Origin of the sequence: Seohaeicola sp. (assembly GCF_048006315.1) — a bacterium.
In the GTDB taxonomy this organism is placed as follows: Bacteria; Pseudomonadota; Alphaproteobacteria; order Rhodobacterales; family Rhodobacteraceae; genus Seohaeicola.
This window is the reverse complement of record NZ_CP180350.1, coordinates 757,915-783,289: the sequence shown is the minus strand read 5'-3', so window position 1 is coordinate 783,289 and position 25,375 is coordinate 757,915. Positions and strand designations below refer to the sequence as shown.

29 protein-coding genes and 1 riboswitch are annotated in these 25,375 nt (G+C 65.9%); of the genes, 20 read left to right on the top strand and 9 right to left on the bottom strand.

Going from position 1 to position 25,375, the window contains the following annotated elements:
- Positions 1–128 precede the first annotated feature (128 nt).
- From ACMUJL_RS03910 to ACMUJL_RS03900, 3 genes are all read left to right on the top strand, one after another.
- Complete coding sequence (locus ACMUJL_RS03910) at positions 129–458, top strand: PepSY domain-containing protein (protein WP_375570307.1); 330 nt, start codon at positions 129–131, stop codon at positions 456–458.
- The gene (locus ACMUJL_RS03905) at positions 451–1,143 is read left to right on the top strand and encodes a cytochrome b/b6 domain-containing protein (protein ID WP_375570309.1); all 693 of its coding nucleotides are present in this window, start codon (positions 451–453) and stop codon (positions 1,141–1,143) included. Before ACMUJL_RS03910 ends, ACMUJL_RS03905 begins: the two co-directional genes overlap by 8 nt.
- A 197-nt stretch (positions 1,144–1,340) precedes the next feature.
- Positions 1,341–1,724, top strand: a complete 384-nt coding sequence (locus ACMUJL_RS03900; RefSeq protein ID WP_375570311.1) for a PepSY domain-containing protein — start codon at positions 1,341–1,343, stop codon at positions 1,722–1,724.
- Between the two features lie 41 nt (positions 1,725–1,765).
- Here ACMUJL_RS03900 and ACMUJL_RS03895 read toward each other — a convergent pair whose 3' ends face one another.
- Complete coding sequence (locus tag ACMUJL_RS03895; RefSeq protein ID WP_375570313.1) at positions 1,766–2,941, bottom strand: benzoate/H(+) symporter BenE family transporter; 1,176 nt, start codon at positions 2,939–2,941, stop codon at positions 1,766–1,768.
- Positions 2,942–3,100: 159 nt separating this feature from the next.
- Here ACMUJL_RS03895 and gor point away from each other — a divergent pair, with 159 nt between their 5' ends.
- The 7 genes from gor (at position 3,101) to ACMUJL_RS03860 (ending at position 10,036) form a co-directional block, all read left to right on the top strand.
- Entirely contained in the window at positions 3,101–4,459 is a 1,359-nt protein-coding gene (gene gor, locus ACMUJL_RS03890) for a glutathione-disulfide reductase (protein WP_375570315.1), read from the top strand.
- Between the two features lie 78 nt (positions 4,460–4,537).
- On the top strand, positions 4,538–5,695 hold the full coding sequence (gene hflK, locus ACMUJL_RS03885) for an FtsH protease activity modulator HflK (RefSeq protein WP_375570317.1): 1,158 nt from the start codon (positions 4,538–4,540) through the stop codon (positions 5,693–5,695).
- A gap of 4 nt (positions 5,696–5,699) precedes the next feature.
- Positions 5,700–6,587, top strand: a complete 888-nt coding sequence (hflC, locus tag ACMUJL_RS03880; protein ID WP_068290744.1) for a protease modulator HflC — start codon at positions 5,700–5,702, stop codon at positions 6,585–6,587.
- Positions 6,587–6,784: a DUF2065 domain-containing protein gene (locus tag ACMUJL_RS03875; RefSeq protein ID WP_068290742.1), complete on the top strand. Its 198-nt coding sequence runs from the start codon at positions 6,587–6,589 to the stop codon at positions 6,782–6,784. The genes hflC and ACMUJL_RS03875 overlap by 1 nt, the downstream gene beginning before the upstream one ends.
- Positions 6,785–6,994: 210 nt before the next feature.
- Complete coding sequence (locus ACMUJL_RS03870; protein WP_375574018.1) at positions 6,995–8,392, top strand: Do family serine endopeptidase; 1,398 nt, start codon at positions 6,995–6,997, stop codon at positions 8,390–8,392.
- A 128-nt stretch (positions 8,393–8,520) separates the two neighbouring features.
- Positions 8,521–9,735, top strand: a complete 1,215-nt coding sequence (locus tag ACMUJL_RS03865; RefSeq protein WP_068290740.1) for a GTP-binding protein — start codon at positions 8,521–8,523, stop codon at positions 9,733–9,735.
- Entirely contained in the window at positions 9,725–10,036 is a 312-nt protein-coding gene (locus ACMUJL_RS03860; RefSeq protein WP_375570320.1) for a DUF6525 family protein, read from the top strand. Before ACMUJL_RS03865 ends, ACMUJL_RS03860 begins: the two co-directional genes overlap by 11 nt.
- On the opposite strand, the gene ACMUJL_RS03855 is transcribed toward ACMUJL_RS03860, so the two are convergent.
- Together ACMUJL_RS03855 and ACMUJL_RS03850 are read right to left on the bottom strand one after the other, a co-directional pair.
- Complete coding sequence (locus ACMUJL_RS03855) at positions 10,027–10,572, bottom strand: peptidoglycan-binding domain-containing protein (protein WP_375570322.1); 546 nt, start codon at positions 10,570–10,572, stop codon at positions 10,027–10,029. The genes ACMUJL_RS03860 and ACMUJL_RS03855 overlap by 10 nt on opposite strands.
- 116 nt (positions 10,573–10,688) lie before the next feature.
- Complete coding sequence (locus tag ACMUJL_RS03850; RefSeq protein ID WP_068290734.1) at positions 10,689–11,054, bottom strand: OB-fold nucleic acid binding domain-containing protein; 366 nt, start codon at positions 11,052–11,054, stop codon at positions 10,689–10,691.
- 162 nt (positions 11,055–11,216) lie between these two features.
- Here ACMUJL_RS03850 and ACMUJL_RS03845 point away from each other — a divergent pair, with 162 nt between their 5' ends.
- Positions 11,217–11,540: a 2Fe-2S iron-sulfur cluster-binding protein gene (locus ACMUJL_RS03845; protein WP_068290732.1), complete on the top strand. Its 324-nt coding sequence runs from the start codon at positions 11,217–11,219 to the stop codon at positions 11,538–11,540.
- 52 nt (positions 11,541–11,592) lie between these two features.
- Here ACMUJL_RS03845 and ACMUJL_RS03840 read toward each other — a convergent pair whose 3' ends face one another.
- The gene (locus tag ACMUJL_RS03840) at positions 11,593–12,183 is read right to left on the bottom strand and encodes a hypothetical protein (protein ID WP_375570325.1); all 591 of its coding nucleotides are present in this window, start codon (positions 12,181–12,183) and stop codon (positions 11,593–11,595) included.
- Positions 12,180–13,442, bottom strand: coding sequence for a phosphoribosylamine--glycine ligase (purD, locus tag ACMUJL_RS03835; protein ID WP_416914132.1), 1,263 nt, complete (start codon positions 13,440–13,442; stop codon positions 12,180–12,182). Before purD ends, ACMUJL_RS03840 begins: the two co-directional genes overlap by 4 nt.
- Before the next feature lie 94 nt (positions 13,443–13,536).
- On the opposite strand from purD, the gene xseA reads away from it, so the two are divergent.
- Positions 13,537–15,036, top strand: a complete 1,500-nt coding sequence (gene xseA, locus ACMUJL_RS03830; protein ID WP_416914131.1) for an exodeoxyribonuclease VII large subunit — start codon at positions 13,537–13,539, stop codon at positions 15,034–15,036.
- Here xseA and ACMUJL_RS03825 read toward each other — a convergent pair.
- Together ACMUJL_RS03825 and ACMUJL_RS03820 are read right to left on the bottom strand one after the other, a co-directional pair.
- Complete coding sequence (locus ACMUJL_RS03825; protein ID WP_375570331.1) at positions 15,033–16,055, bottom strand: alkane 1-monooxygenase; 1,023 nt, start codon at positions 16,053–16,055, stop codon at positions 15,033–15,035. The two genes, xseA and ACMUJL_RS03825, sit on opposite strands and share 4 nt — an antisense overlap.
- 55 nt (positions 16,056–16,110) lie before the next feature.
- Positions 16,111–16,524, bottom strand: coding sequence for a hypothetical protein (locus ACMUJL_RS03820; RefSeq protein WP_068290724.1), 414 nt, complete (start codon positions 16,522–16,524; stop codon positions 16,111–16,113).
- A gap of 193 nt (positions 16,525–16,717) precedes the next feature.
- Between ACMUJL_RS03820 and ftsY the strand changes: the two genes are divergently transcribed.
- The 4 genes from ftsY to ACMUJL_RS03800 are packed head-to-tail and all read left to right on the top strand — an operon-like array spanning position 16,718 to position 20,087.
- Positions 16,718–18,124: a signal recognition particle-docking protein FtsY gene (gene ftsY / locus ACMUJL_RS03815; protein WP_375570335.1), complete on the top strand. Its 1,407-nt coding sequence runs from the start codon at positions 16,718–16,720 to the stop codon at positions 18,122–18,124.
- A gap of 12 nt (positions 18,125–18,136) precedes the next feature.
- Complete coding sequence (locus ACMUJL_RS03810) at positions 18,137–18,553, top strand: GNAT family N-acetyltransferase (protein ID WP_138176876.1); 417 nt, start codon at positions 18,137–18,139, stop codon at positions 18,551–18,553.
- Positions 18,550–19,458, top strand: a complete 909-nt coding sequence (locus tag ACMUJL_RS03805) for an EamA family transporter (protein WP_068290719.1) — start codon at positions 18,550–18,552, stop codon at positions 19,456–19,458. The genes ACMUJL_RS03810 and ACMUJL_RS03805 overlap by 4 nt, the downstream gene beginning before the upstream one ends.
- 11 nt (positions 19,459–19,469) lie before the next feature.
- Positions 19,470–20,087, top strand: coding sequence for an inner membrane-spanning protein YciB (locus ACMUJL_RS03800; RefSeq protein ID WP_068290717.1), 618 nt, complete (start codon positions 19,470–19,472; stop codon positions 20,085–20,087).
- Positions 20,088–20,166: 79 nt separating this feature from the next.
- On the opposite strand, the gene ACMUJL_RS03795 is transcribed toward ACMUJL_RS03800, so the two are convergent.
- On the bottom strand, positions 20,167–21,114 hold the full coding sequence (locus ACMUJL_RS03795) for a hypothetical protein (protein ID WP_375570338.1): 948 nt from the start codon (positions 21,112–21,114) through the stop codon (positions 20,167–20,169).
- Between the two features lie 135 nt (positions 21,115–21,249).
- Positions 21,250–21,327: riboswitch (SAM riboswitch) on the top strand.
- Between the two features lie 63 nt (positions 21,328–21,390).
- Between ACMUJL_RS03795 and metZ the strand changes: the two genes are divergently transcribed.
- Complete coding sequence (gene metZ / locus ACMUJL_RS03790) at positions 21,391–22,572, top strand: O-succinylhomoserine sulfhydrylase (protein ID WP_068290714.1); 1,182 nt, start codon at positions 21,391–21,393, stop codon at positions 22,570–22,572.
- A 10-nt stretch (positions 22,573–22,582) separates the two neighbouring features.
- Here metZ and ACMUJL_RS03785 read toward each other — a convergent pair whose 3' ends face one another.
- A complete protein-coding gene (locus ACMUJL_RS03785) occupies positions 22,583–23,134 on the bottom strand; it encodes an NYN domain-containing protein (RefSeq protein ID WP_375570340.1) in 552 nt (183 codons plus the stop codon).
- A gap of 188 nt (positions 23,135–23,322) precedes the next feature.
- Between ACMUJL_RS03785 and folE2 the strand changes: the two genes are divergently transcribed.
- The 3 genes from folE2 to ACMUJL_RS03770 all read left to right on the top strand — a co-directional run bounded on the left by folE2 (position 23,323) and on the right by ACMUJL_RS03770 (position 25,319).
- Positions 23,323–24,423 carry a GTP cyclohydrolase FolE2 gene (folE2, locus tag ACMUJL_RS03780; RefSeq protein WP_375570342.1) on the top strand — a complete coding sequence of 367 codons (1,101 nt, stop codon included), beginning with the start codon at positions 23,323–23,325 and terminating at the stop codon, positions 24,421–24,423.
- 222 nt (positions 24,424–24,645) lie between these two features.
- Positions 24,646–24,864: a hypothetical protein gene (locus ACMUJL_RS03775; protein ID WP_375570344.1), complete on the top strand. Its 219-nt coding sequence runs from the start codon at positions 24,646–24,648 to the stop codon at positions 24,862–24,864.
- Positions 24,865–25,079: 215 nt separating this feature from the next.
- The gene (locus ACMUJL_RS03770) at positions 25,080–25,319 is read left to right on the top strand and encodes a DUF1127 domain-containing protein (RefSeq protein ID WP_068290706.1); all 240 of its coding nucleotides are present in this window, start codon (positions 25,080–25,082) and stop codon (positions 25,317–25,319) included.
- Positions 25,320–25,375: the final 56 nt, after the last annotated feature.

Here is a 25,375-nt window from a genome sequence, read left to right as displayed (position 1 = left end):
CTTTCCGGTTGCGATCTTCCATCGCGCGCGGACCTGACGCAAGACTGACGACATCGCGCGCGATCCGTCAGGTTCCCGTCAGCTTCGCGGCGCAAGAAGGGCCACGGTCACGAAACGGAGTGTGATCCATGAAGGACATAATTAAGATTCTCGTTTTGCTTGTGACGGTGCCGGCCGGTGTGGCCCTGGCGGATGATGACGATTGCTATGCCCCCCTTGCCGAGTGGCAGCCGCGCGACCGCGTGGTGCAGTGGGCGCAGGAACAGGGCTGGACCCTGCGCCGGATCAAGATCGATGACGGTTGCTACGAGCTTGACGGCACCGATGCCCAGGGGCGGCGGATCGAGGTGACCCTCGATCCCGCCACGCTGGCGGTCATCGAGATGGAATTCGATGACGATGACGATCACCGGGAAAAGTCCCGTGGTCGTGACAGAAAGGATAGCGACGATGATTGATCTTCTGGCAGATGACGAGCAGGGCCATGACGGCCCGGGCGACGGGGCGCAGGCGGCGCGGGTGCGCGTCTGGGATCCGCTGGTGCGGGTGTTTCACTGGGGTGTCGTGCTGGCCGTCGCGGTGGCCTGGCTGACCGCGGACGAGGTGCAGCAGATCCACGAGGTTGCGGGTTTTGCGGTCGCGGGGCTGGTGGCGTTCCGCCTGCTCTGGGGGCTGGTCGGATCGCGCCATGCGCGCTTTGCCGCCTTCCTCAAGGGGCCGAGGGCCACGCTGGCCTATCTGGGCGACATGATCGCTGGCCGCGAGCGGCGCTACCTTGGCCATAACCCGGCAGGGGCCGTGATGATCGTCGCGCTGTTGCTGACCCTGTCCGGCACCGCCTTCACCGGCTGGCTGATGGCCGAGCCCGATCGCGTCGCGATGCTGCCGTCCCTGCCGCAGATCGTGGCCCCGGCCTTTGCCGATGACGATCACGACGATCATGACGTGGTCACCGCATGGCGCGGCGAGGGGGCGAACGAGGCGCTGGAAGAGGTGCATGAGGTGCTGGCGAACCTTCTGCTGCTTCTGGCGGCCCTGCATGTCGGCGGTGTTGTCCTGGCCTCTTTCCGCCATCACGAGAACCTGCCGCTGGCCATGGTCACGGGCGACAAGCGCGCCGCCGGCCCTGGCGATATCACCTGATCCGGCAAGGCTTCCCGGCAGGGGTACGCGTCCCCGTTGCCCCTGAAACCTGACCCCGCCACATCCTGGCGGGGTCTTTTTTTGTCATGCAGGCCCTTTGCTGACGGCTGGCTGAAGCAGAATTGTCGCCGCCGTCAGGAAACGCTCAGCCCGAGGGGGGAATGTGTCTTCAGCAGAGACAGAAAAGGAGACCTGCGATGACGATGACCAAGTTGATGACGACCCTTGCCCTTGTTGCCCTGATTCCCGCGGGCGCTGCGCTGGCCAGCGATGACGATTGTTTCGTGGCGCGCGAACAGTGGCAATCGCGCGAGGCGGTGATGAAACTGGCCCAGGACAACGGCTGGACAATCCGCGAGTTCAAGGTCGATGACGGCTGCTACGAGATCGAGGGCCGCGACCGCGAAGGCCGCAAGATCGAGGTCGAGCTTGATCCCGGCACGCTGGCGGTGATCAAGATGGAAACCTACGGCCAGGGCTACGGCAGCCAGTCGATCCCCGGCGCGACACCAGCACCGGCCCCGGCACCGGCCCCCGCACCGGCCCCGGCCCCCGCACCGGCGGGGCCCACCAAACCCTGATATCAGCCTTTTGGCATCACATCACCGCGCGGCCCATCCCGTCACATCGGGGTGGGCCGCGCCTTGACGACCCATACGACCGTGCCTGCCAAAACGCCCCAGAACGCGCCCGAGATGCCCCAAAGCGTCATCCCGCTGGCCGCGATCAGAAAGGTCAGGGCCGGCCCCTCCAGCTGGCCCGGCATGCTGAAGGCCGCCGACAGCGATCCCACAAGCGCCGGGATCAGCGCCAGCCCCGCCACCGCCGTGATCAGCGCCGCAGGCGCCACGCTGGCCAGCGCCGCGACCAGACCCGCCATGCAGGCAAGTCCGATATAGGCCATGCCGCAGATCATCGCCGCCCAGTAGCGGCGCCCCGGATCGGGGCCCGCATCCTCGCCCGCCATGATCGCGGCGGTGATCGCGGACATGTTCACCGGCACCGCGCCAAAGGGCGCGATGGCCAGGCTGACCAGCCCTGTCTTGACCAGCATCGGCTGCCGCGCGACCACGTAGCCGTTCAGATCCAGTACGGCGAAGCCGGGGATGTTCTGGCCCGCCATGGTCACAAGGTAAAGCGGCAGCGCGACCGAGATCATCGCCTGCCAGGTGAACACCGGCGCAACAAGGGCCAGCGGCGGCAGCATCGCCCCGCCCTGCGGGGCTGTCGCGTGCCCCGGGTCCACCCCAAGGACCAGCACCAGCCCGAAAGCCAGCACCGCCAGCGGCATCGCCGCCAGCCGGTTCCAGCGCAGCCCCATCAGCCAGGCCAGCAATACCGGCAGAACCAGTACCGGGATCTCGCCCAAGGCCAGCGCGGGGGCGAAACAGAGTTTCAGAAGCACCCCGGCCAGCAAGCCATTGGCCACGGGCTTGGGGATCGCCGCCACCGCGCGGCCCAGGGCGGGCACGACCCCGGTGATCACGATCAGCACGGCGCAGGCGATCATCGCGCCCGCCGCCTCGCCAAAGCCGCCGGGCAAGGCGCCACTGCCCGCCAGAAAGGCCGCGCCGGGCGTGGACCATGCCACCGCCGCCGGGGTGCGCGTGGTGATCGACAGCCACAGCCCGCAGAACCCCATCCCCAGCGTGGCAAAGAACAGCCCCGTCGCCGCTTGTGCCGGGCTTGCGCCCATCGCCGAGAGGCCCGCCAGCACGATGGCAAAGGACGCGGCATACCCCACGAATGCCGCCAGCAGCCCCATCGCCACCGCGCGCATGGTAATGTCCTTGATCATACCCTCGGCCCCGCTGTCTGCCCGTGTCGCCCTGCGCGCGACCATGGCAAAGCGCGCGGGCGGATACCAGAGGGCGCCTGGCGATCGGACCGCCTGCTTTCTCTGGCCCTTCCGTTCCCGATGTGAAATACCTGTCGCCGACTAGGCTATGGGGTTCGGATGAGCGATTTCGACTATGATCTCTTTGTCATCGGTGGCGGCTCGGGCGGGGTGCGCGCGGCGCGCGTTGCGGCGCAACGGGGCGTCAAGGTCGCCTTGGCCGAAGAGGATCGTTACGGCGGCACCTGCGTGATCCGGGGCTGCGTGCCCAAGAAGCTGATGGTCTTCGCCAGCGAATACGGCGGTCTTGCCGAAGAGGCGCGGGCCTATGGCTGGGACATGCAAGTGGGCGGCTTCGACTGGTCGGCCTTCCGCAAGAACCTGCATGCCGAACTGGACCGGCTGGAAGGCATCTACCGCAACATCCTGAAATCGAACGGGGTCGAGACCTTCGACGCGCGGGCCACGCTGGTCGATCCGCATACGGTCGAACTGTCCGACGGCACCCGCAAGAGCGCCAGACACATCCTGCTGGCCATGGGTGGCCGACCGGTCAAGCCCGACATGCCGGGGGCGGAACTGGCCATCACCTCGAACGAGATATTCCATCTGGACGCCTTGCCGAAATCGATCCTGATCATCGGCGGCGGCTATATCGCCTGCGAATTCGCCTGCATCCTCAACGGTCTGGGGGTCGAGGTCACGCAGTATTATCGCGGCGCGCAGGTCTTGCGCGGCTTCGATGACGAGGCGCGCGGCCTGGTGGCCGAGGAAATGCGCCAGGACGGGATCGACCTGCATCTTGGCACCAATATCCTGTCGCTGGAACGCGAAGGCGCGGGGATCCGCACCAAGGCCACCAATGGCGATGACAAGCTTTTCGACCAGGTGATGTTCGCCACCGGACGCGCCCCGAACACCGAAGGCATGGGCCTCGAGGCGCTGGGCGTGCATCTGGGCCGCAATGGCCAGGTGATCGTGGACCAGTATTCGCAATCGGCCATCCCCTCGATCTATGCCGTGGGCGATGTCACCGACCGGGTGAACCTGACCCCGGTGGCGATCCGCGAGGGGATGGCCTTCGTGGAAACGGTGTTTGGCGGCAACCCCACGCCCGTGGATCACGACCTGATCCCGACCGCGATTTTCACGCAGCCCGAGATGGGCACCGTGGGCCTGTCCGAAGAGGCCGCGCGCGAGATCGAGCCGGTCGAGATCTACTGCACCTCGTTCAAGCCGATGCAGAGCGCCTTTGCCGGAAATCCGCGCCGCGTTCTGATGAAACTGGTTGTCAGCAAGGCGACACGGCGTGTCATGGGGTGTCATATCGTAGCACCCGGTGCGGGCGAGATGATCCAGCTTGCGGGCATCGCGATCAAGATGGGTGCCACGAAAGAAGATTTCGACCGCACCGTCGCTGTGCATCCGACCATGTCGGAAGAGATCGTGACGATGAAATCGCCGGTCCGTACCGCTTGAAATTTCGCGCCGGCCTCACAGGTTAGGGGCAGGTATTCAGAACCATTCAAAAGAAGACAACAAGGGGAACACAGGTCAATGGCTGGAAATTCGGGCGGCCCATGGGGCGGCGGCGGCGGCAACAGGGGCGGTGACGACGATCGCCGCAACAACGGTGGCGGGCGGCGTCCCGGCGACGAAAACGGGCCGCAGATCCCGGAAATCGATGAACTGATGCGGAAAGGCCAGGAACAGCTGCGCGTTCTGATGGGCGGCCGTGGTGGCCGTGGCGGTCAGGGTGGCGGCGGCGGTGAAGGCGGCCCGCGCGGCCCGCTCTTCACGAAATCCACCGTGGGGCTTGGCGTTCTGGCGGCCGTGGGCCTCTGGGCGTTCAGCAGCTTTTACACCGTGCGGCCGGAAGAACAGTCGGTCGAGCTGTTTCTTGGCGAATTCTACAAGATCGGCAATCCCGGTCTGAACTTCGCGCCCTGGCCGCTGGTCACGGCGGAAATCGTCAATGTCACCTCGGAACGGACCGAAGATGTCGGACAGGCACGCGGCAACCAGGACATGGGCCTGATGCTGACGACGGATGCCAATATCGTCGACATCGATTTCCAGGTCGTCTGGAACATCAATGATCCGGCCAAGCTGCTGTTCAACCTGCGCGATCCGCGCCAGACCGTGCAGTCGGTGTCGGAATCCGTCATGCGCGAGATCATCGCGGCCTCGAACCTGTCGCCGATCCTCAACCGTGACCGGGGTCTGATCGCCAATACCGCGATGGAGAACATCCAGGCGACGATGGACGAATATGACAGCGGCATCACCATCGTTCGCGTCAACCTCGACAAGGCGGACCCCCCGCGCGAGGTGATCGACAGCTTCCGTGAGGTGCAGGCCGCCGAACAGGAACGCGACCGTCTGCAGCGTCAGGCCGATGCCTATGCCAACCGCGTTCTGGCCGAAGCCCGCGGTGAGGCGGCGCAGACGCTGGAACAGGCCGAAGGGTATCGCGCGCAGGTCGTGAACCAGGCCTTGGGTGAGGCCAGCCGCTTCTCGGCGGTTCTGGCCGAATACGAAAAGGCCGAAGACGTGACCCGCAACCGTCTCTACATCGAGACGATGGAGCGTGTGCTGGGCCAGATCGACAAGACCATCCTCGACAATTCGATCGTGGGCGGCGAAGGCGGGCAGGGGGTCGTGCCCTATCTGCCGTTGAACGAATTGCGGCGTCCCGCAGAGCAGGGGAACTGAGATCATGCGCAAGACAACATATCTTCTTCCGATCCTGGTCGTCGTGGTCGCGACCGCCCTGTCCTCGATCTTCGTGGTGGACGAGCGTGAAAAGGCGCTGGTGCTGCAATTCGGCCAGATCAAGGCCGTCAAGCAGGAACCGGGCCTTGCGTTCAAGATCCCGCTCATCCAGGAGGTCGTGCGCTATGACGACCGGATCCTGTCGCTGGATACCGAAACCATCGAAGTCACCCCATCCGATGATCGCCGTCTGGTGGTCGACGCCTTCGCGCGCTACCGCATCGCCGATGTGGTGCAGTTCCGCCAGGCCGTCGGCGTGGGCGGTCTGCGTGCGGCCGAAGACCGGCTGTCGTCGATCCTGAACGCGCAGATCCGTGAGGTTCTGGGTGCCGATCAGGTCACATCCGACACGATCCTGTCGCAGGATCGCCGGATCCTGATGAACCGGATCCGTGACCAGGCGCAGGCCTCGGCGCGCAGCCTTGGCCTTGATGTGGTGGACGTGCGGCTGAAGCAGACCAACCTGCCTGCGCAGAACCTTGACGCGACCTTTGCGCGGATGCGGGCCGAGCGTGAACGCGAAGCCGCGGACGAGATCGCACGTGGTAACGAAGCTGCGCAGCGTGTGCGCGCGCTGGCGGATCGTACCGTGGTCGAAACCCTGTCCGAAGCCGAGCGCGAGGCGCAGGTCACTCGCGGTGAGGCCGATGCAGAGCGGAACGCCATCCTGGCCGAAGCCTTCGGTGCAAACCCCGAGTTCTTCAGCTTCTACCGTTCGATGCAGGCCTATGAGAACGCACTGCAGGGGAACAACTCGTCGATGGTGATGACGCCCGACAGCCAGTTCTTCGATTACCTGCGGTCCGACCGTCCGACGAGGGACCAGAACTGATGATCGAAACGGCATTTCTGGCCCTCGGGCTGGTGCTGATCGTGGAGGGGCTGGCCTATGCGCTGGCCCCTTCGCTTGTGGAGAACCTGCTGGCGGCCCTGCGTGAACTGCCGCTGCCGGCGCGGCGCACCCTTGGTCTGCTGGCGATCGTCGCCGGTCTGGCCTTTGTCTGGCTGGCCGGTATTCTGGGGGCCTGATCGCGGGCTCATCACACCCTGTTGAGCAAGCGCGACCTCTCTTGGTGTTGCGTCGGACGCGCACTAGGTAAAGGATATACATGCTGCGCCATGCGTCGACGCGATGCCGACCCCGCTGCCGCAGTGATCAAGGACAAAGGAGTTACGGGTGTGAGCAACAAAGCGGTTTCCATCCCCGACCATCAAACCGGCCTGATCCGCGCGTTCTGGATGGGCCTGATTGCGACGGCGTTCATCCTGATGACGGCGCTGCAGTCGCAGGCACGCCCCGAAAGTTTCGCCGATCTGGCCGAAAAGATCAGCCCGTCGGTCGTGAACATCACGACATCGACGACCGTGGCCGGCAATGCCGGGCCCAATCCGATCGTGCCCGAGGGCAGCCCGTTCGAGGATTTCTTCCGCGAATTCCAGGACCGCAACCGCACGCCGGGTGACAGGCCGCGCCGGTCCTCGGCGCTGGGGTCCGGTTTCGTGATCTCGGAAGACGGCTATATCGTCACCAACAACCACGTGATCGAAAGCGCGGACGAGATCGTGATCGAATTCTTCTCGGGCGAGGAAATGGTGGCCAAGGTGATCGGCACCGATCCGAACACCGACATCGCCCTGCTGAAGGTCGAGGCGGACAAGCCCTTGCCCTATGTCAGCTTCGGCGATAGCGACACCGCGCGCGTGGGCGACTGGGTCGTGGCCATGGGCAACCCGCTGGGACAGGGGTTTTCGGTCAGCGCGGGCATCGTCTCGGCGCGCAACAGGGCGCTGTCGGGCAGCTATGACGACTACATCCAGACCGATGCCGCGATCAACCGGGGCAACTCGGGCGGGCCGCTGTTCAACATGGACGGCCAGGTCATCGGCGTGAACACCGCGATCCTGTCGCCCAACGGCGGCTCGATCGGAATCGGCTTCTCGATGGCCTCGAACGTGGTGACCCGCGTGGTCGACCAGCTGCGCGAATTTGGCGAGACGCGGCGCGGCTGGTTGGGCGTGCGCATCCAGGACGTGACGGATGACGTGGCCGAGGCGATGGGCCTCGAGGCGACCGCAGGCGCCCTGGTGACGGATGTGCCCGATGGCCCCGGCAAGGAAGCGGGCATCCAGCAGGGTGACGTGATCCTGAACTTCGATGGTCGGGATGTGGCGGACACCCGTGGCCTGGTGCGTCAGGTCGGCAATACCGAAGTGGGCAAGGCTGTCCGCGTCATGGTCTGGCGCGATGGCAAGACCCAGACCCTCATGGTGACACTTGGCCGCCGTGAAGAGGCCGAAAGCGCCGTGCCCGCGGCACAGACCGCCCCTGCACCGGACGAGCCGGTCGAGATGATGGGCCTGACCCTCAGCCCCGTCACCGACACCCTGCGCAGCGAGCTGAATCTGCCCGCCGGGGCCACGGGTCTTGTCGTGGTCGATGTGGATGAGGCCAGCGAAGCCTTCGAAAAGGGCCTGCGCGCCGGTGATCTGATCACCGAAGCGGGCCAGCAGAAGGTGGAAGCCGTCAGCGATCTGACCGACCGTATCGACGAGGCGCGCGAGGCCGGGCGCAAGTCGCTGCTGCTGCTGGTGCGCCGTGCCGGTGATCCGCGCTTCGTGGCGCTGTCGCTGGACTGATCCGGCAAGGATCGAAGGAAAGCAAAAGGGGGGCGTCGCGGGACGCCCCCTTTTTCATGAACAGGGCTTGCCCCGAATAGCATATGTTATGTAATAACATTACATATTATGCCAGTTGGAGAGCCCCCATGACACCTGCCGATACCCGCCTTCCCGTGACCGTCCTGTCCGGCTTTCTTGGCGCGGGCAAGACCACGCTTTTGAACGCCGTGCTGAACAACCGCGAGGGGCGCCGCGTGGCGGTGATCGTCAATGACATGGCCGAGGTGAACATAGACGCCGACCTTGTGCGCGCGGGCAGCAGCCTGTCCCGGACCGAGGAAACGCTGGTCGAGATGTCGAACGGCTGCATCTGTTGCACTCTGCGCGAGGATCTTCTGCAAGAGGTGCGCCGCCTGGCCGGGCAGGGCCGCTTTGATTACCTGCTGATCGAATCGACGGGCGTGTCGGAACCCTTGCCGGTGGCGACCACCTTCGATTTCCGTGATGACAACGGCGACAGCCTGTCCGATGTGGCGCGGCTGGACACGATGGTGACGGTCGTGGATGCGGTGAACCTGCTGCGCGACTTTTCCAGCCATGATTTCCTGGCGGATCGTGGGGAATCCGCGGGCGAGGGCGATACGCGCACCTTGGTGCATCTGCTGACCGACCAGATCGAATTCGCAGATGTGATCGTCCTGAACAAGATCACAGACGCCGGACCCGACCGCCATGATGCGGCGCGCAAGATCATTCGCGCGCTCAACCCCGATGCACGGCTGATCGAGACCGATTTCGCGCGTGTCGATCCGGCCGCGATCTTCGACACCGGCCTGTTCGACTTCGCCACCGCGCAGGATCACCCGATGTGGGCCAAGGAACTTTACGGTTTCGCTGATCATGTGCCGGAAACCGCCGAATATGGCGTGACGCATTTCACCTATCGCGCGCGCCGCCCCTTCGATCCGGCGGCCATTCATGGCGTGCTGAACGGTGATATGCCCGGCGTGATCCGCGCCAAGGGGCATTTCTGGGTGGCCTCGCGTCCTGATTGGGTGGCCGAGTTCAGTCTTGCAGGGGCGCTCAGCGCGGTCACGCCGTTGGGCACGTGGTGGGCGTCGGTGCCACGGGCGCGCTGGCCCGACAATCAGGCGGCGCGGGACTATGCCGCGCGGCACTGGGTCGACCCTTGGGGCGATCGCCGTCAGGAACTGGTCTTCATCGGGGCAGGCATGGACGAGGCCGCGATCCGCGCCAGCCTTGATGCCTGCCTGATGGGCTGCGATGATCAGGGCATCCGCACCGAATGGGCAGGCCTGTCCGACCCCTTCCCGCGCTGGACGCGTCCGGATGCTGCCTGAGGGCGCAAGGCAAAAGGGGCGCGCCAACCTGGCCAGCAGCCTCCGTCGCCGCCGCAAGCCGCGCCCTGCGCGCGATCCGATGGCCGAATTCGACCGCCTGCCGCCTGAATTGCGCCGATGGCTGGCCGAGGCTGCCTTGCCATGGAGCCCGCGCTCCGCGCTGCGGGCATGGCAGCGGGCGCTTGCGCAATCGCGCGCCCCGCAGGATGCGCTGGCCCGGCTTGATGCGCTGCAGGCTGCGCGGCTGGCGCGTGACGGGCTGCACCGCCCCTTGGGCGCGGCGATACCGGGTCAGTCCTGATCCAGCTGGTCCAGCGGTGTCGCCACAAGTCCAAGTGTTCGGGCGGCGGCCAGTGACAACACGGGGCTGTCCAGCCCCGTGGCCGACTGGTAGCGGCGCACGGCCTCGCTGGTGGCCCGGTCGATCTGACCCGTCACCGCCCCCGCATAGAGGCCCCGCACGTTCAGTGCGCGCTGCAACGAGGCGATGACATCAGGCGTCAGGTCAGCCGGGCAGGGGGTTTCGAACCATGTCACCTCGCGTTCCGTGACGATGCGCTGTCGCGTTTCGGTGCGAAAGATCGCGGGCGTGGCCATGGTGCCGTCAGTGGCCAGCCGTGCAGGCTCCACCAGCACCTGTTCGGTGACGGTCTCGATCAGGGCGGGGCTGACGATCTTGCCCCAGCAGGTCCCCGGTGGCGCACCCGGCGGCGTGTCCAGCATCGACCCCAACAGCGCATCGGCGGGGTTCTCTGCCTGGGGCGGGGTGCATCCGGCAAGCGCCATCAGCGCCACAAGCGGCAGCGCCATGCAAAGGGCGGTTCTGGTTCGGGTCATGTGCGCATCATCTGCCCTGCTGGACCCGGGTTTTGCCCGGGCTGTCATTCCGGCGTCATCCGGTTCGGGCGCAGACTAGCGGGTTTTGGGCAGGGCGCATAGCGCCTTGGCGCGGATCAGCCGCCCGCGCCTTCCTGCTGCAACAGCAGGTCCAGCATCGGGGATATGTCCTCGATATGTTCGGCGATCAGGTGGGTCACGCCGCCCTCATGCTGCAACCGGCCCGTGACGCGCAGCAGGCGGCCGGCGATGATGGCGCGGCGGAACTGTTCGTAAAGCTTGCGCCAGACGATGACGTTGATCACGCCTGTCTCGTCCTCCAGCGTCAGGAAGATCACGCCCTTTGCCGTGCCGGGCCGTTGGCGCAGGATCACCAGCCCCGCCACCGTGACGCGGTGGCCGGTGCTGACACGGCCCAGCATTGCCGCCGGGGTGCAGGCGGGCGCGGGGCGCGACACGGCGGGATTGGCGGGGGCGGACATGAGAACAATATAGGAACATTTGCGATCTGCCGCAAGCCGGGATCGCCAATCCGCGCTTTCTGTCGCAGAGCAGCGCGGAAAACCGGACAAAAGGGGCTGGAACGCCCTGCGATGCTTGTCTAGGTAGAGGGGAACTGGATACCAACCGGAGTCTGCACAGACATGGCGAAAATCACCTATATCGAGCATAACGGAACCGAACATGTGGTGGACGTGCCCAACGGCCTGACCGTGATGGAAGGCGCGCGCGACAACAACATCCCCGGCATCGAAGCCGATTGCGGCGGCGCCTGCGCCTGCTCGACCTGCCATGTGTACATCCATCCCGACTGGGTCGAAAAACTGCCCGCCAAGGATGACATGGAAGAGGACATGCTGGATTTCGCCTATCAGCCCGACACCGCCCGCTCGCGCCTGACCTGCCAGATCAAGGTCACCGATGCGCTGGACGGCCTGGTCGTGCAGATGCCGGAAAAGCAGATCTGATCTGGCGGGGCGCATCCCGCGCCCCCCTGTCGTCCCGCGCCATCCGGGGACCCTAGGCCTGATCCATCTCGGCGATCAGTTGGGCCAGCGCCAGACGCGGACGCTGGCGGCCGGGCGCATGGGTGCGCCGCAGGGCCAGCCCCAGCAACCCGATCAGCGCCACGGGCACGGCCCAGTTGGCAACGGCGATAAGTGACTGGCCCGTCGCCACCGCATAGACCGGGGCGGCGCAGGCGCCTGCCAGCAGCACATGACCGGCCAGACGCAGCAGCGCGGACGTGGTCGTGGACGGGCCGGTGTCGACCTCAAGCTCCGGTTGCACGGCCATCAGTGCGCGCAAGACATCGACTATGGTGGCCCGAAACGCCATGTCATCCGGCCCCCCCACCAGCGCCCGGCGGTAGAGGTGCTGCCGGATCGCGCAGCTTTGGGTGCCATCACGCAGGCGCAGGACGCGGGTCAGGCTTTGTCCGGCGCGCGATGCCGTCCAATGGGCCGACTGCACATCGGACAGCGCGATCCGCCAGAGGGCGCGGCCCGATGCGTCCTCGCAGATCAGCACGCCATCCTCCAGCGCATAGGTCAGCGGCGCCTTGATCAGCGCGGGCTTGACCCTGTGGGCGCGGCGGCGGTTTTTCCTCACAGCGCGCGCCAGCCGATGTCGCGGCGGCAGAACCCGCCGGGCCAGTCGATCCGGTCCACCATCGCATAGGCGCGGGATTGCGCCTCGGCCAGCGACGCACCGCGCGCGGTCACGTTCAGCACGCGGCCACCGCTGGCCACGATCTTGCCATCCTGCAGCGCGGTGCCTGCGTGGAAACACATGTTGAAACTGTCCTCGGGCAGGGCGTCCAGCCCGCCGATCACGCTGCCCTTGGCGTAGTCGCCCGGATAGCCATTGGCGGCCATCACCACGGTCAGCGCATGATCATCGGCCCAATGCACCTGTGCATCCGCCAGCCGCCCCTCGGCGCAGGCCAGCATGAGGTCCAGCGCCTGTGCGCCCAGCCGCATCATCAGCACCTGGCATTCGGGATCGCCGAAGCGCACGTTGTATTCCACAAGCCGTGGCTGGCCGTCCTTGATCATCAACCCGGCATAGAGCACGCCCTGATAGGGCATGCCGCGCCGCGCCATTTCATCCATGCAGGGCTTGACGATCTGCTCCATCGCCAGGCTTGCGACCGCATCGGACAGCACGGGCGCGGGCGAATAGGCACCCATGCCGCCGGTATTGGGCCCGGTGTCGCCTTCGCCCACGCGCTTGTGATCCTGCGCGGTGCCGATGGCCAGCACATCCTTGCCATCGCAAAGCACGAAGAACGAGGCCTCCTCGCCCTCCATGAATTCCTCGATCACTACCTCGGCGCCTGCGGCCCCGAACTCGCCGCCGAACATGTCGTCAACGGCGGCCAAGGCCTCGGCCTCGGTCATCGCCACGATCACGCCCTTGCCGGCCGCCAGACCATCGGCCTTGACCACGATGGGGGCGCCATGGGCCTTGATATGCGCGAGCGCCGCATCCGCATCGGTGAAATGGCCATAGCCAGCCGTGGGGGCATCGCAGGCGGCGCAAATCTCCTTGGTGAAGGCCTTGGACGCCTCCAACTGTGCGGCGGCCTTCGACGGGCCGAAGACGTTGAACCCCGCCTCGCGCAGCCGGTCGCTGATGCCTGCGGCCAGGGGGGCCTCGGGCCCCACGATGATGAAATCAATCGCGTTCTCGTCGCAGAAATTCACCACGGCCGCGCCATTCAGCACATCAAGCGTCGCGCATTCCGCGATCTGCGCGATGCCCGCATTGCCCGGTGCCACGATCAGCTTGTCGCATTTGGGGTTCTGCATCACCGCCCAGGCCAGCGCATGTTCGCGCCCGCCGCTGCCGAGGATCAGGATATTCATGGCGCTCTCCCGCTTGGCCTTCGTCGGTGACCGCTTTAAGGTGCCTCAACCGCAGAAACAAGACTGTGACACGCCAGACAGAAGGCCCGCCCGCATGTCCGATCTTCTTGACGATGACGCCCCCGCGCCGCAGGGCGGGCAGAACAACCCCGAATATACCGTCTCCGAGATTTCGGGCGCGGTGAAGCGCGTGCTGGAGGGCGAGTTTTCCCATGTCCGCATCCGGGGCGAGCTGGGCCGCGTGACCATGCCGCGTTCGGGGCATGTCTATCTGGACCTCAAGGATGACCGATCGGTCCTGGCCGCCGTGATCTGGAAAGGTGTCGCCGCCCGTCTGACCACCCAGCCCGAGGAAGGGATGGAGGTGATCGCCACCGGCCGCATCACCACCTTCGGCGGGCAATCGAAATACCAGCTGATCATCGAGGATATCGAACCCGCAGGCGCGGGTGCCCTGATGGCGATGCTGGACAAGCGCCGCCGCGCCCTGGCCGCCGAAGGTCTGTTCGACGAGGCCCGCAAGCAGCCGATTCCCTATCTGCCCGAGATCATCGGCGTCGTCACATCCCCCACGGGGGCCGTGATCCGCGACATCCTGCACCGCCTGCGGGACCGGTTCCCGCGCAAGGTGCTGATCTGGCCGGTGGCAGTGCAGGGCGCCAATTGCGCCCCCGAGGTGGCGCGGGCCATCCATGGTTTCAATGCCCTGACACCGGGCGGCGCTATGCCGCGCCCGGACCTGATCATCGTGGCGCGGGGTGGCGGTTCGCTTGAGGACCTCTGGGGCTTCAACGAGGAAATCGTGGTGCGCGCTGCCGCAGCATCCCGTATCCCGCTGATTTCCGCCGTGGGGCATGAGACCGACACGACCCTGATCGATTTTGCCGCCGACAAACGCGCGCCCACGCCCACGGCGGCGGCGGAAATGGCGGTGCCCGTGCGCCTTGACCTGTTGGCTTGGGTCGATGGTCAGTCGGGCCGTCTGACCCGTGCGCTGACCTCCGGCGTAACCCTACGCGCGCAACGCCTGCGCGACCTGTCCCGCGCCCTGCCACGGGCCGACACGCTGCTTGACGGCCCGCGCCAGCGGCTGGACATGCTGTCGGACCGTCTGCCCGCCGCCCTGATCCGCGCGGTTCAGTTGCGCCGCGTGGCGCTGTCCGATCATGCGGGCGCGCTGCGACCCGCGCTTTTGCGCCGCGCGATCCAGACCGAGCGGCGCAATCTGGCCGTGGCCTCGGACCGCCTGAGCCTCGATCGCTTCCGCGCCGATCTGGAGCGCAAGAATCGCGACCTTGCCGGCCTGTCGCGCCGCCTGTCGGATGCCGGGCAGCGGCAGGTCAGGACATGGCGCCAGCGCACGCTTGATCTGGACCGCCTGCGCCTGACACTGGGATACGAGGCCACGCTGGGGCGCGGTTACGCCGTTGTGCGCGACGAGGCGGGCGAGGTGCTGACGACCAGGGCGCAGGCCGCAAAGGCCCGCGCGCTGGAAATCCAGTTCGCCGACGGGCGGCTGGCCGTGGGGGCCAAGCCCGCGCCGAAACCGGGCGGCAAACCCCAAACCCCGCCGGAACAGGGCAGCCTGCTTTAATCCGAGGACCAGGCCTTCGCGCGCCGGTCCATCATGCGCCGCCACAAGGGCGGGATCAGCGCCGCCACGGCCATGACCGGCACCGCGCGCGGCAGCATGGGCATGTCCGGGTCCAAGCGCAGCGCGGGATAGGGGCGGGACGGCTGCGCGTGATGGTCCGAATGGCGCGGCGCGTTCAGCATCATCGCGCTGGACCAGGCCTGCGGCGCGTTCCACGAATGCCGCGCGCCCACGGGTTCCAGCCGCCCACCGGGCAGATGGCTGCGGCGCAACCCGTAATGCTGGATGTAATCCGACAGCAGGATCTGCAACTGCGCATAGGCCGCGATCCCGATCAGGGCGGCCATCCCGGCGATGCCCGCCAGGGAAAAGGCCAAACCTAGGGCCAGCACCGCCCCCGCCGTGTACCCCACATAAGGATGCGTCCAGCCCGGCGCAGGCACGGCCGCTCTTGCCCGCAACGCTGATTCCGCCCGCAGCCCCGCCACGAGCGATCCGCCCCAGGCCCGCGCCGCATAGCGCCAGAACCCCATGCCGACAGGGGCCGAGGCCGGATCGTCCGGCGTGCCCACATGCACATGATGCACCCGAAGATGGCTTGAGGCGTGATGCCCCATCAGCACCGCCGAGTAGACCGCGCGCCCCAGCCCCCGCATCCAGGCCGGGCGGCGATGGATCAGCTCATGCGCGACCGGATGCCCGATCTGCCCGAAGGCCAGACCCCAGCCGATCAGCAGCCCCGCCCGTTCGGGCGTTGAAAACCCGTCCTGCCCGAAGGCCCGCACCGCCAGCGCCAGCCCCGCCAGCAGGATCAACGCCAAGGCAACCGCCAGCGCGTCGCCCGTGGGAAATTCATCCGCGCTTTGCGTCGCAGCTGCGGCCCGGCGCATCAGGTGATCGGCGGCCCAGGTGAACAGGGTGATCATCGCCACCGCCCCCGCGATCCACCACCCGCCCGCAAGACTGCCCGCGATAAGCAGGGCAAGGGGGGCAAGCGTGGCGAACTGGAACAGGAACATGGCACGGGATCCGAAGGGTATCAGCGACAGATAGATAGCATGCCGGCGCAGGCTGTCACGTCCCCACCTCGGGGCCGAGGCACATCATCGGTTCGGGGCTGCGCGTGATCTCGTACAGCGTGGTCTGGGTCGGGTCGTCCTCGAACCGGGCGACGATGCCGCCGGGGGTGCGATAGAAACTCCAGCATTGCGGATCGGGATTGTCGTCATAGACAAAGCAGATCATGCCATTGTCCTCGTACCATTCCCCCTCCTGGCAGCGCCCGTCCAGAAAGGACCAGCGCACTCGGCGATTGTCCATGTATTCCTCGGCGCCATAGGGAACGAGGCCGGTGCCATAGGTGAAGGTCTGCCCCAGCGTATAGGCATCGAATTCCGCGCCCGTCATCGGCGGGCCGGATTGCGCCCGCAGGGGCGCGGCGGCCAGCGACAGCAGAAGGGCCAGAAGGCCGAACAGGAAACGGGGCATGTGCAATCGTATCATGCTGACAGTTTGCCCTGCCGCGCCCTGATTTGGCCAGTGATCAAACCGTCGCGGATCGGGGCGTCAGCGGAATTCCCCCAGGCCCGGACAGTCCTGCGCAGGTGCAGAACTTGCCCCCGGGGGCTTTCAAAACCCGCCAAGAGGGTCTAGGTGAAAGCAAACATCCCCGGAGGCAGGCATGTCATTCTTCGGCAAACTCAAGCAGCGACTGTTCACTTCCTCGTCCCGTCTGGACAAGGGGCTGGACGAGATCGTCGCGCAGGGGGGGGCGCCGGAGACCGAGGAGGATCCGCGCCTGCAGGCGCAGACGCCCGAGCCTGAACCCGCGCCCGAGCCTGAACCTGAGCCCGCGCCCGAGCCTGAGCCCGCGCCCGAGGAACCGGTCGAGCCGGAACCCGCGCCCGCGCCGCATCCCGAGGAGCCGCAGGAACCCGAGGAGCCGGAAGAGCTGCCGGACGAACCCGAGGAACTGCCCGAGGAATTGCCCGGCGATCAGCCCGAGGAAATGCCGCGCGACTGGCCCCTTGAGGCACCGCAGCCACAGGGCGACAGCCTGCCGGAACCTGCGCCGATGGAAATTCCCGTCGGCAATCCCGCTGAAATCCCGCTTGGCTCGGCCACGGCGGCCGCAACCGCCGGGACTGCGAAGATCGGGCTTCTGGGCCGCCTGCTGGGCCGGTCCGCGGCCCCTGCGGCGCCCGAGGCGGCAGCCGTCGCCAAGGCCCCCGCGCAGCCTGCCGGTCCGGTCGTCAGGCGCGTGCTGGACGATGCCATGCTGGAACAGCTGGAGGAGTTGCTGATCGGCTCGGACATGGGTGTGGATACCGCGCTGCGCGTGACCGCGAACCTGGCCGAAGGGCGATATGGCCGCAAGCTGTCCGTCACCGACATCAAGCGCGCGCTGGCCGACGAGATCGCGCGCATCATGGAACCCGTGGCCCGCCCCATGCCGATCTATACCAAGACGCCGCAGGTGGTGCTGGTGGTGGGCGTGAACGGGTCTGGCAAGACCACGACCATCGGCAAGCTGGCCAGCCAGTTCCGCGCCGCCGGAAAATCCGTGATCATCGCGGCGGGTGACACGTTCCGCGCCGCGGCCGTCGAACAGCTGCAGGTCTGGGGTGACCGCGCGGGCGTGCCTGTGCTGACCGCCCCCGAAGGCTCGGACCCTGCCAGCCTTGCTTTTGATGCCATGTCAAGGGCCGAGGCCGAGGGCGCGGACCTGCTGCTGATCGACACCGCAGGGCGCTTGCAGAACCGCGCCGACCTGATGGAGGAACTCTCCAAGATCGTGCGCGTGATCCGCAAGAAGGATCCGACAGCGCCGCATAACACGCTGCTGGTGCTGGATGCGACCACGGGCCAGAACGCGCTGAGCCAGGTCGAGATCTTCCGCAAGCTGGCCGATGTGTCCGGCCTTGTGATGACCAAGCTGGACGGGACCGCCAAGGGCGGCGTGCTGGTGGCGCTGGCGGACAAGTTCGGCCTGCCGATCCATGCCATCGGCGTGGGCGAGCAGATCGACGATCTGGCCCCCTTCGATCCGCAGGATTTCGCGCGCGCGCTGACGGGTCTGGATGCTTGAGAATTGGCGCTGATGCTTGAGATACGACGCACGACCGATTTCCAGCCGGATATCACCGCCCTCGAGACGGTGATCGACACCGCGCGCCTGCGCGCCGCCGACGAGGTCGAGGATTGGCCCGATGACCGCCTTGTCATGAGCGAATGCGTGGTTCTGAACGATGGGCAGGTCGTGGGCTTTGGTCGGCTGATCTGGGATGCGCATCTGGACGCGGCGCCGCGGATCTTCGATCTGTGCCTTCTGCCCGAACATCGCAACCGTTTCGTGCTGGACACGCTGGAGCAGGAATTGATCGACGAATACGCCTTCGCTGCCGAGGGCGGCGACATCGTGATCGGGCGCGAGGGCGACGAGATCGACATCTCGCGCCGCGCCCGCGAACTGCATGACGAAAGCCTTGGGCGCAGCCCCGGACGGCTGCGCGCATGAGCGCCTGGCTTGTCTCGCTGGAGGGGACTCCGGCGGGCAGCCACGCGGCGATGCTGCTGGCGCTGCTGGCCGCGATCCTGCACGCCATTTTCGGCGCGATGCAGAAGGGCCGGCACGATCCATGGCTGATGCGCGGGGCGATCGACATCAACTATGCGGTGATCGCGGCCCCCTTCGCCTTTTTCGTGGTGCCCTTTCCCGAACCGCACATGTGGCCGATCTTTGCGGGCGCCTTCGTCATCCACACCGCCTACAAGGTGCTGCAGGCCATGGCCTATACGCGCGGCGCCTATACGGTTGTCTATCCGGTGGTGCGGGGCACGGGGCCGCTGTTCGCGGTGATCGGGGCCTGGCTGATCTTCGGCGAGGTCTTTACCCTGACCCAGTGGATGGGTGTTCTGGTGCTGCTGACGGGCATCTTCGGGCTGGCGGTCTACAACCTGATCCATGTGACGCTGAACCGCGACACGCTGAACATGGCGCTGGGGCTTGCGGTGGTCACGGGCTTGTTCGTGGCGCTTTACACCACATATGACGCCTACGGCATTCGCGCGACGGCAGACCCCTTCACCTTCCTGATGTGGTTCTTCATGATCGACGGGCTGGTCATGCCGGTCGTGGCAAGCCTGCGCTGGCGCGCCATGTCGATGCAGCTGCGCCCGCCCGTGGCGCCCTTGATGAAACGCGGGCTGGTAGGGGCGATCATCGCCTTTTTCAGCTTCGGGTCGATCATGCTGGCGACGCGACTGGACAAGGTCGGCGAGGCGGCCGTTCTGCGCGAGACCTCGACGGTCTTTGCCGCGCTGATCGGCTGGCTTGTGCTGAAGGAAACCGTGGGCCCGCGGCGCATCGCGCTGATGTGCCTGATCGCGCTGGGCGCGGTAATCGTGCAATTCGGAGGCTAGGAGGCCCGGAGATGGCTGACAAGGACATCAACCCCATGACCAAGACCGCGCTGGAACTGGGCCCGGTCATCGCCTTTTTCGTGGCGTACCTCTGGCTCAAGGACCGGATCTTCACCATCGGTGGCACCGAGTACGGTGGCTTCATCCTGGTGACAGCGGGCTTCATTCCGCTGATGATCCTGTCCACGGGCCTGCTGTGGAAGCTGACGGGCAAGCTGTCGAAGATGCAGGTGATGACGCTGGTGCTGGTGGTGGTCTTTGGCGGGTTGTCGGTCTGGCTGAACGATGACCGCTTCTTCAAGATGAAGCCCACGATCATCTACCTGGTCTTCGGCGGCATCCTGGGCTTCGGGCTGCTGCGCGGGCAATCCTACCTCAAGCACGTGATGGAAGAGATGATGCCGCTGGCGCATGAAGGCTGGATGATCCTGACCCGGCGGCTGGCGCTGTTCTTCTTTGGCCTTGCGGTGCTGAACGAGGCTGTCTGGCGCACGATGACCACCGAGACCTGGGTCTATTTCAAGACCTTCGGCCTGACCGCGGCGATCTTTGCCTTCTTCATCACGCAAGGAAAGCTGTTCGAGACCTATGGCACCAAATCCGATGACGAGGCCGGTGGCGACAGCTGAACAGGCGTCGCGCCGGGTCTTGAGGGCGGGTGCCTGCCGCGCGGATATTTGAGGCAAGAAGAAACGGCAGAGGGCGCCATCAGGCGGGGATGCCGCCGGTGTCGCGGGCGGGCAGGGGGCGGCGCAGGCGCGCGCCGCGCGGCATGACCGGCCAGAGGCGCGACCAGCGCGGCGGCTGATCCTGCGGAAGCTTGCTGCGCAGCAGGTCCAGCGGCAGCCGCTCCGGCGACCACAGCAGGGCGCGATAAAGACCGAAGACGCCGGGACGCAGGTAGGGCGACCAGTGACAGATGCGCGCCGCGGGCGGTGCGATGTCATGGCCCAGCCGCGCGAGCGCCGCCAGGGCGTGCGGATCGTCAAGCCGCAGGGTCACGAACCTGTCCTGACCGGGAAGACCCGCCCCGAGGCTGCGGTCGCCGCGGCAGGGCGCAGGGACCAGCCTTTCCAGAATGAGGTCGAAAAGATCGTTTTCGCCGGATGTGACGCTGATCACCTCGGTGTTGCCGCCATTGAGCGGTGCAAGCGCCCGGCGCGCCTGGCTCTGGTAGGCGGCGGGGTTCATCAGCAGGGCCCGCGCAAGACCGGGGCCGCGCAGCGTCTCCAGTGCTGACAGGATGACGCGCGCGCCCATGGAATGTGCCATCGCCTGAACGGGGCGGTGCGGGGCGATCCGGTGCAGCGCCGCGATCAGCCCCGCCAGCACCTGACCGGCCCCTGCGGCATTGTCCCAGGCGCGCCGCACCGGACCCATCCCCTGCCAGCCGAAGGCGATGGCGCGGATCGGCTGACCCGGTGCAAGGCCAAGACCGCGCGGCCAGCTGACCGCCCTGGGATCGCGTACCGATGGGGCGAGCGACAGGATATGGCGATGGGGGCAATCCTCGCCCCGGCCGGGGGCGAATCTGTAGCCATGCACCATGATCACGATCGGCCCGCTGCCCGCGGCCAGCGGCCCTGCCGCGGCGCCCAGGTCGATGGGGCTGTTCGGGGCGCCCGATCCGGGCGCGTTGATTTGCAGCAGTGGCATCGCGCCGTCCCCACAAGATCTTGTGCTGCCTTGGTAGAATGGGGGTGTGACCAGCGGATGAAGCCAACGTGACGGAGGGGTAACGCAAGCCAAAGGCCCGTTGCGGCCAGTTGACGATGCGCTGTGACGGGCGTATCAGGCGCTTGTGGCGATTTGTTACCGGATTGCGGGCCACGTTAAACACACCGCTAAAGAGGTCAGGATGAGGGAACCCCCTTTCGCTTGACCGCGACGGGGGTTTTTTTATTCGGGCCCGAGGGCCCCATGGAGAGCAGGATGAGCAAGGACTGGAACAAGCGGACCACCTTGGTGCATGGCGGGATCCGCCGGTCACAGTACAACGAGGTATCCGAGGCGATCTTTCTGACGCAGGGCTTCGTCTATGACAGCGCCGAACAGGCCGAGGCACGGTTTCTCAAGGCGGGGCCGGACGAGTTCATCTATGCCCGCTACGGCAACCCGACCGTGGCCATGTTCGAGGATCGGATCGCCGCGATGGAAGGGGCCGAGGATGCCTTTGCCACGGCATCGGGCATGGCGGCCGTTTCGGGCGCGCTGACCGCGATGCTGCGTGCGGGCGATCACGTGGTGGCCGCAAGGGCGCTGTTCGGTTCCTGCCTTTACATCCTCGAGGAAATCCTGACCCGCTACGGGGTTGAGGTGACGCTGGTCGATGGTACCGATCTGGACCAGTGGCGCGCCGCGATGCGCCCCGGCACCAGGGTGGCCTTCTTCGAATCGATCTCGAACCCCACGCTCGAGGTGATCGATATCGCGGCGGTTGCGGAAATCGCCCATGCGGTGGGTGCGACGGTCGTGGTCGATAATGTCTTTTCAACGCCCGTGTTCTCGCGTGCGATGCAGCAGGGCGCCGATGTGGTGATCTATTCGGCGACCAAGCATATCGACGGGCAGGGCCGCGCGCTGGGCGGCGTGATCCTGGGCAGCTGCGACTATATCCGCGGCACGGTCGAACCCTACATGAAACATACTGGCGGCGCGATGAGCCCCTTCACCGCCTGGATCATGCTCAAGGGTCTGGAAACCATGGACCTGCGCGTGCGCGCCCAGGCCCAGACCGCCCTGACCGTGGCCGAGGCGCTGCAGGATCATCCCAAGCTGGCGCGCGTGATCTATCCGGGTCTGCCCGGCCATGCCCAGCATGCCCTGGCGATGGAGCAGACGGACAGCGGCGGCACGGTGATCGCGCTGGACCTGAAAGGCGGGCAGGAGGCGGCGTTCCGCTTCCTGAACGCGCTGCAGATCGTCATCATCTCGAACAACCTGGGCGATGCGAAATCCATTGCGACTCATCCCGCGACGACCACGCATCAGCGCCTGCCGGCCGCGCAGAAACAGCATCTTGGCATCACGCCCGGTCTGGTGCGCCTGAGCCTGGGGCTGGAGGATGCGCGCGATCTGGTGGCCGATATCCTGGCCGCGCTGGACCAGGCCTGAGGCTGCCGACTCAGATGTCCAGCCAGAGCTTGCCGTCCCGGTAGCCGCCTTTGATCAGGCTGTCGGCTTGCGTGACATCGGGAAATTGCCCGACCCAGTCGCGGAAGCGGTCATTGGTGACGATCCGCGCGCCGTGATCGCGGGCGGCGGTCAGGATCAAGGGATCGGCCGGTTCGCCCTTGTTCACGACGATGACCCGCTTGCGCGGCAGGCCCAGCACGCTGCTGAATGTGTCGTCATGCAGATACCGCCCCGTCAGCTTGTAGCCGGCATTTGCGTCAAAGACGACGCCGGGCGCAAAGCCCGCCTGCTCCAGCGCCGCGATCACCTCGCGCAGGGTTTCGATCTGCGGGGTGTTGTCGCGCCAATGCATGACATTCGATCCGTCCACGATCACCGCGGGCAGGGCCGCGGGCCGCGCAAGCCGCGCGCGGAGCAGCAGGATCAGGCTGGCCAGAAGGCTGGGCAGGCTCAGAAGGATCCAGTCCGACGCCCCTGGCACCAAAAGGGATGCGGCAACACCGCAGAGGGACAGCAGGACAAGGAGCAACGGAAGCATCATGCGGCCAGAGTATCGCGGCGATCAGCGCTGTCCATCCATGTCGCCGCGTCGCAACCGGCGCGCCTTGCACGATTTCTGCTGGGTCGAATGATCCGACCTGTCGCGTCCGACGTAAATATCTTCGTAAGTGGTAATCAAGGAACAACCATCCTATTTTAGGATGGCATCATGACGCGAAGGGGCCCCTCATGAACATTCACACGCCCGATCTCGATCGCAAGCCCAGCCGCGAGGACGCGGCAGAGGCGCTTGAGCGGTTGCGCCAGTGGGCCGCGCGCGCGTCCGAGGCAGAGATCGCTGATCTTGACCCTTCGCTTGCGCGTCTTCTGCCGGGGCGTGAGCCTGCGGCCTATCCCGTGCTGTCGCGCGCCTATCCCTACGGGTTCGAGGTCGATACGGATTACAAGGACAGCCTGCCTGACCTGCAGAATGGCCCCTCCAGTCTGATCCGGGGCGCGCGCCAGCAGATCCAGCATGTGGGCATCTCGAATTTCCGCCTGCCGATCCGCTTTCATACCCGCGACAATGGCGATCTGACGCTGGAAACCAGCGTGACCGGCACCGTCAGCCTTGAGGCCGACAAGAAGGGCATCAACATGTCCCGGATCATGCGGTCCTTCTACAAGCATTCGGACAAGACCTTCAGCTTCGAGGTGATCGAGGCCGCGCTTGAGGATTACATGACCGATCTGGACAGTTTCGATGCGCGCATCCAGATGCGGTTTTCCTATCCGGTCAAGATCACCTCGCTGCGTTCGGGTCTGGAAGGCTATCAGTATTACGACATCGCGCTGGAACTGATCGAAAAGGCGGGCGTGCGCCGCAAGATCATTCATCTTGATTACGTCTATTCCTCGACCTGCCCCTGTTCGCTGGAACTCAGCGAACATGCCCGCCAGACGCGCGGTCAACTGGCGACGCCGCATTCGCAGCGCTCTGTCGCGCGCATCTCGGCAGAGGTGCTGGATGGCGCCTGCCTGTGGTTCGAGGATGTGATCGACATGGCCCGCAGCGCGGTGCCGACCGAAACGCAGGTCATGGTCAAGCGCGAAGATGAACAGGCCTTTGCCGAACTGAACGCGGCGAACCCGATCTTCGTCGAGGATGCGGCGCGCCTGTTCTGTGCGCAGCTGCAGCAGGACGAGCGTGTGGGCGATTTCCGTGTGATCGCCAGCCATCAGGAAAGCCTGCACAGCCACGATGCGGTCAGCATCCTGACCGAAGGTGCCACCTTCGCCAGCGACAGCGTCGATCCAAAGCTGTTCAATACCCTGTTTCACGTCGGTTGAGGCATCGGGCCGGTACGCCTGCCGGCCCGAAGACCCGCCCGCGTCGCCGCCGCCCGGTCAAGACCCGGCGGCGGCCTTTTCATGGCGGCCGTTCGATGCCGGAAAATGCTGCATTGCAGAAAATGCAAGGCGGCAATGCTGAATTGGCGGTAGTCGCCTCGGCCGACCTTGCCTATCTGACCCCTGACCCCGAGCACGAGTGAAGACACAAGGATCAGAGACATGAGCAGCAACACTACGAATATTTCCCTTATGCATGGCATGGACCGGATCGGCCTGCGCGCGTGGTTTGCCCGCGCCTTCGACGCCTATACCCGCCGCCGCAGCCGGATTGACCAGATCGAAGCCCTGCAAAACCTGAGCGATGCGCAACTGGCGGCCAAGGGCATTCGCCGGGACCAGATCGTGCAACACGTGTTCCGCGACTTGTGGTGGTCGTGACGCAAGGCGCGACTGCACGCATTTCGTTGCCTGGAAAAGGGCTGCCCGATGGGGCAGCCCTTTTGCGTTTGGTCCGACCGGTTCCGGTCCGCGATCAACCGTGGCCTTGCGTCCAGCGCATTGCCGCATTGCAGCATTGTTGGTGGTAAAGTCATCAGTGCTGACCTAAATTCATGGACAAGGGAGACAACGAACCAACGCGAACGAGGTTTAACATGGCTACCCAAACGACCAACCTGCACCATACCGCAATCGACACGCGCGCCCGCCTGATGGCGCGGATCGACGCTTTCTTTGCAAACCTGGGCCAGGGCATCAACGCCTACATGCACCGCAAGTCCCGCATGGACCAGATCGAAGCCCTGAATGCCCTGTCCGACGCCGAGCTGGCGAAAATCGGCATCACGCGCGACGACATCCCGCGCCATGTCTTCCGCGACATGTTCTACATCTGAAGGTTCCACACCGGAAACGCGGCCGTGGCGGCGTGACGCTTGACAGCGTCGCGCGC

Excerpts from the sequence above, each read along its gene's own strand:
- ACMUJL_RS03910 (WP_375570307.1), top strand. The coding sequence starts at position 129 with ATGAAGGACATAATTAAGATTCTCGTTTTGCTTGTGACGGTGCCGGCC.
- ACMUJL_RS03905 (WP_375570309.1), top strand. The coding sequence starts at position 451 with ATGATTGATCTTCTGGCAGATGACGAGCAGGGCCATGACGGCCCGGGC.
- ACMUJL_RS03900 (WP_375570311.1), top strand. The coding sequence starts at position 1,341 with ATGACGATGACCAAGTTGATGACGACCCTTGCCCTTGTTGCCCTGATT.
- ACMUJL_RS03895 (WP_375570313.1), bottom strand. The coding sequence starts at position 2,941 with ATGATCAAGGACATTACCATGCGCGCGGTGGCGATGGGGCTGCTGGCG.
- gor (WP_375570315.1), top strand. The coding sequence starts at position 3,101 with ATGAGCGATTTCGACTATGATCTCTTTGTCATCGGTGGCGGCTCGGGC.
- hflK (WP_375570317.1), top strand. The coding sequence starts at position 4,538 with ATGGCTGGAAATTCGGGCGGCCCATGGGGCGGCGGCGGCGGCAACAGG.
- hflC (WP_068290744.1), top strand. The coding sequence starts at position 5,700 with ATGCGCAAGACAACATATCTTCTTCCGATCCTGGTCGTCGTGGTCGCG.
- ACMUJL_RS03875 (WP_068290742.1), top strand. The coding sequence starts at position 6,587 with ATGATCGAAACGGCATTTCTGGCCCTCGGGCTGGTGCTGATCGTGGAG.
- ACMUJL_RS03870 (WP_375574018.1), top strand. The coding sequence starts at position 6,995 with ATGGGCCTGATTGCGACGGCGTTCATCCTGATGACGGCGCTGCAGTCG.
- ACMUJL_RS03865 (WP_068290740.1), top strand. The coding sequence starts at position 8,521 with ATGACACCTGCCGATACCCGCCTTCCCGTGACCGTCCTGTCCGGCTTT.
- ACMUJL_RS03860 (WP_375570320.1), top strand. The coding sequence starts at position 9,725 with ATGCTGCCTGAGGGCGCAAGGCAAAAGGGGCGCGCCAACCTGGCCAGC.
- ACMUJL_RS03855 (WP_375570322.1), bottom strand. The coding sequence starts at position 10,572 with ATGACCCGAACCAGAACCGCCCTTTGCATGGCGCTGCCGCTTGTGGCG.
- ACMUJL_RS03850 (WP_068290734.1), bottom strand. The coding sequence starts at position 11,054 with ATGTCCGCCCCCGCCAATCCCGCCGTGTCGCGCCCCGCGCCCGCCTGC.
- ACMUJL_RS03845 (WP_068290732.1), top strand. The coding sequence starts at position 11,217 with ATGGCGAAAATCACCTATATCGAGCATAACGGAACCGAACATGTGGTG.
- purD (WP_416914132.1), bottom strand. The coding sequence starts at position 13,442 with ATGAATATCCTGATCCTCGGCAGCGGCGGGCGCGAACATGCGCTGGCC.
- xseA (WP_416914131.1), top strand. The coding sequence starts at position 13,537 with ATGTCCGATCTTCTTGACGATGACGCCCCCGCGCCGCAGGGCGGGCAG.
- ACMUJL_RS03825 (WP_375570331.1), bottom strand. The coding sequence starts at position 16,055 with ATGTTCCTGTTCCAGTTCGCCACGCTTGCCCCCCTTGCCCTGCTTATC.
- ACMUJL_RS03820 (WP_068290724.1), bottom strand. The coding sequence starts at position 16,524 with ATGCCCCGTTTCCTGTTCGGCCTTCTGGCCCTTCTGCTGTCGCTGGCC.
- ftsY (WP_375570335.1), top strand. The coding sequence starts at position 16,718 with ATGTCATTCTTCGGCAAACTCAAGCAGCGACTGTTCACTTCCTCGTCC.
- ACMUJL_RS03810 (WP_138176876.1), top strand. The coding sequence starts at position 18,137 with ATGCTTGAGATACGACGCACGACCGATTTCCAGCCGGATATCACCGCC.
- ACMUJL_RS03805 (WP_068290719.1), top strand. The coding sequence starts at position 18,550 with ATGAGCGCCTGGCTTGTCTCGCTGGAGGGGACTCCGGCGGGCAGCCAC.
- ACMUJL_RS03800 (WP_068290717.1), top strand. The coding sequence starts at position 19,470 with ATGGCTGACAAGGACATCAACCCCATGACCAAGACCGCGCTGGAACTG.
- ACMUJL_RS03795 (WP_375570338.1), bottom strand. The coding sequence starts at position 21,114 with ATGCCACTGCTGCAAATCAACGCGCCCGGATCGGGCGCCCCGAACAGC.
- metZ (WP_068290714.1), top strand. The coding sequence starts at position 21,391 with ATGAGCAAGGACTGGAACAAGCGGACCACCTTGGTGCATGGCGGGATC.
- ACMUJL_RS03785 (WP_375570340.1), bottom strand. The coding sequence starts at position 23,134 with ATGATGCTTCCGTTGCTCCTTGTCCTGCTGTCCCTCTGCGGTGTTGCC.
- folE2 (WP_375570342.1), top strand. The coding sequence starts at position 23,323 with ATGAACATTCACACGCCCGATCTCGATCGCAAGCCCAGCCGCGAGGAC.
- ACMUJL_RS03775 (WP_375570344.1), top strand. The coding sequence starts at position 24,646 with ATGAGCAGCAACACTACGAATATTTCCCTTATGCATGGCATGGACCGG.
- ACMUJL_RS03770 (WP_068290706.1), top strand. The coding sequence starts at position 25,080 with ATGGCTACCCAAACGACCAACCTGCACCATACCGCAATCGACACGCGC.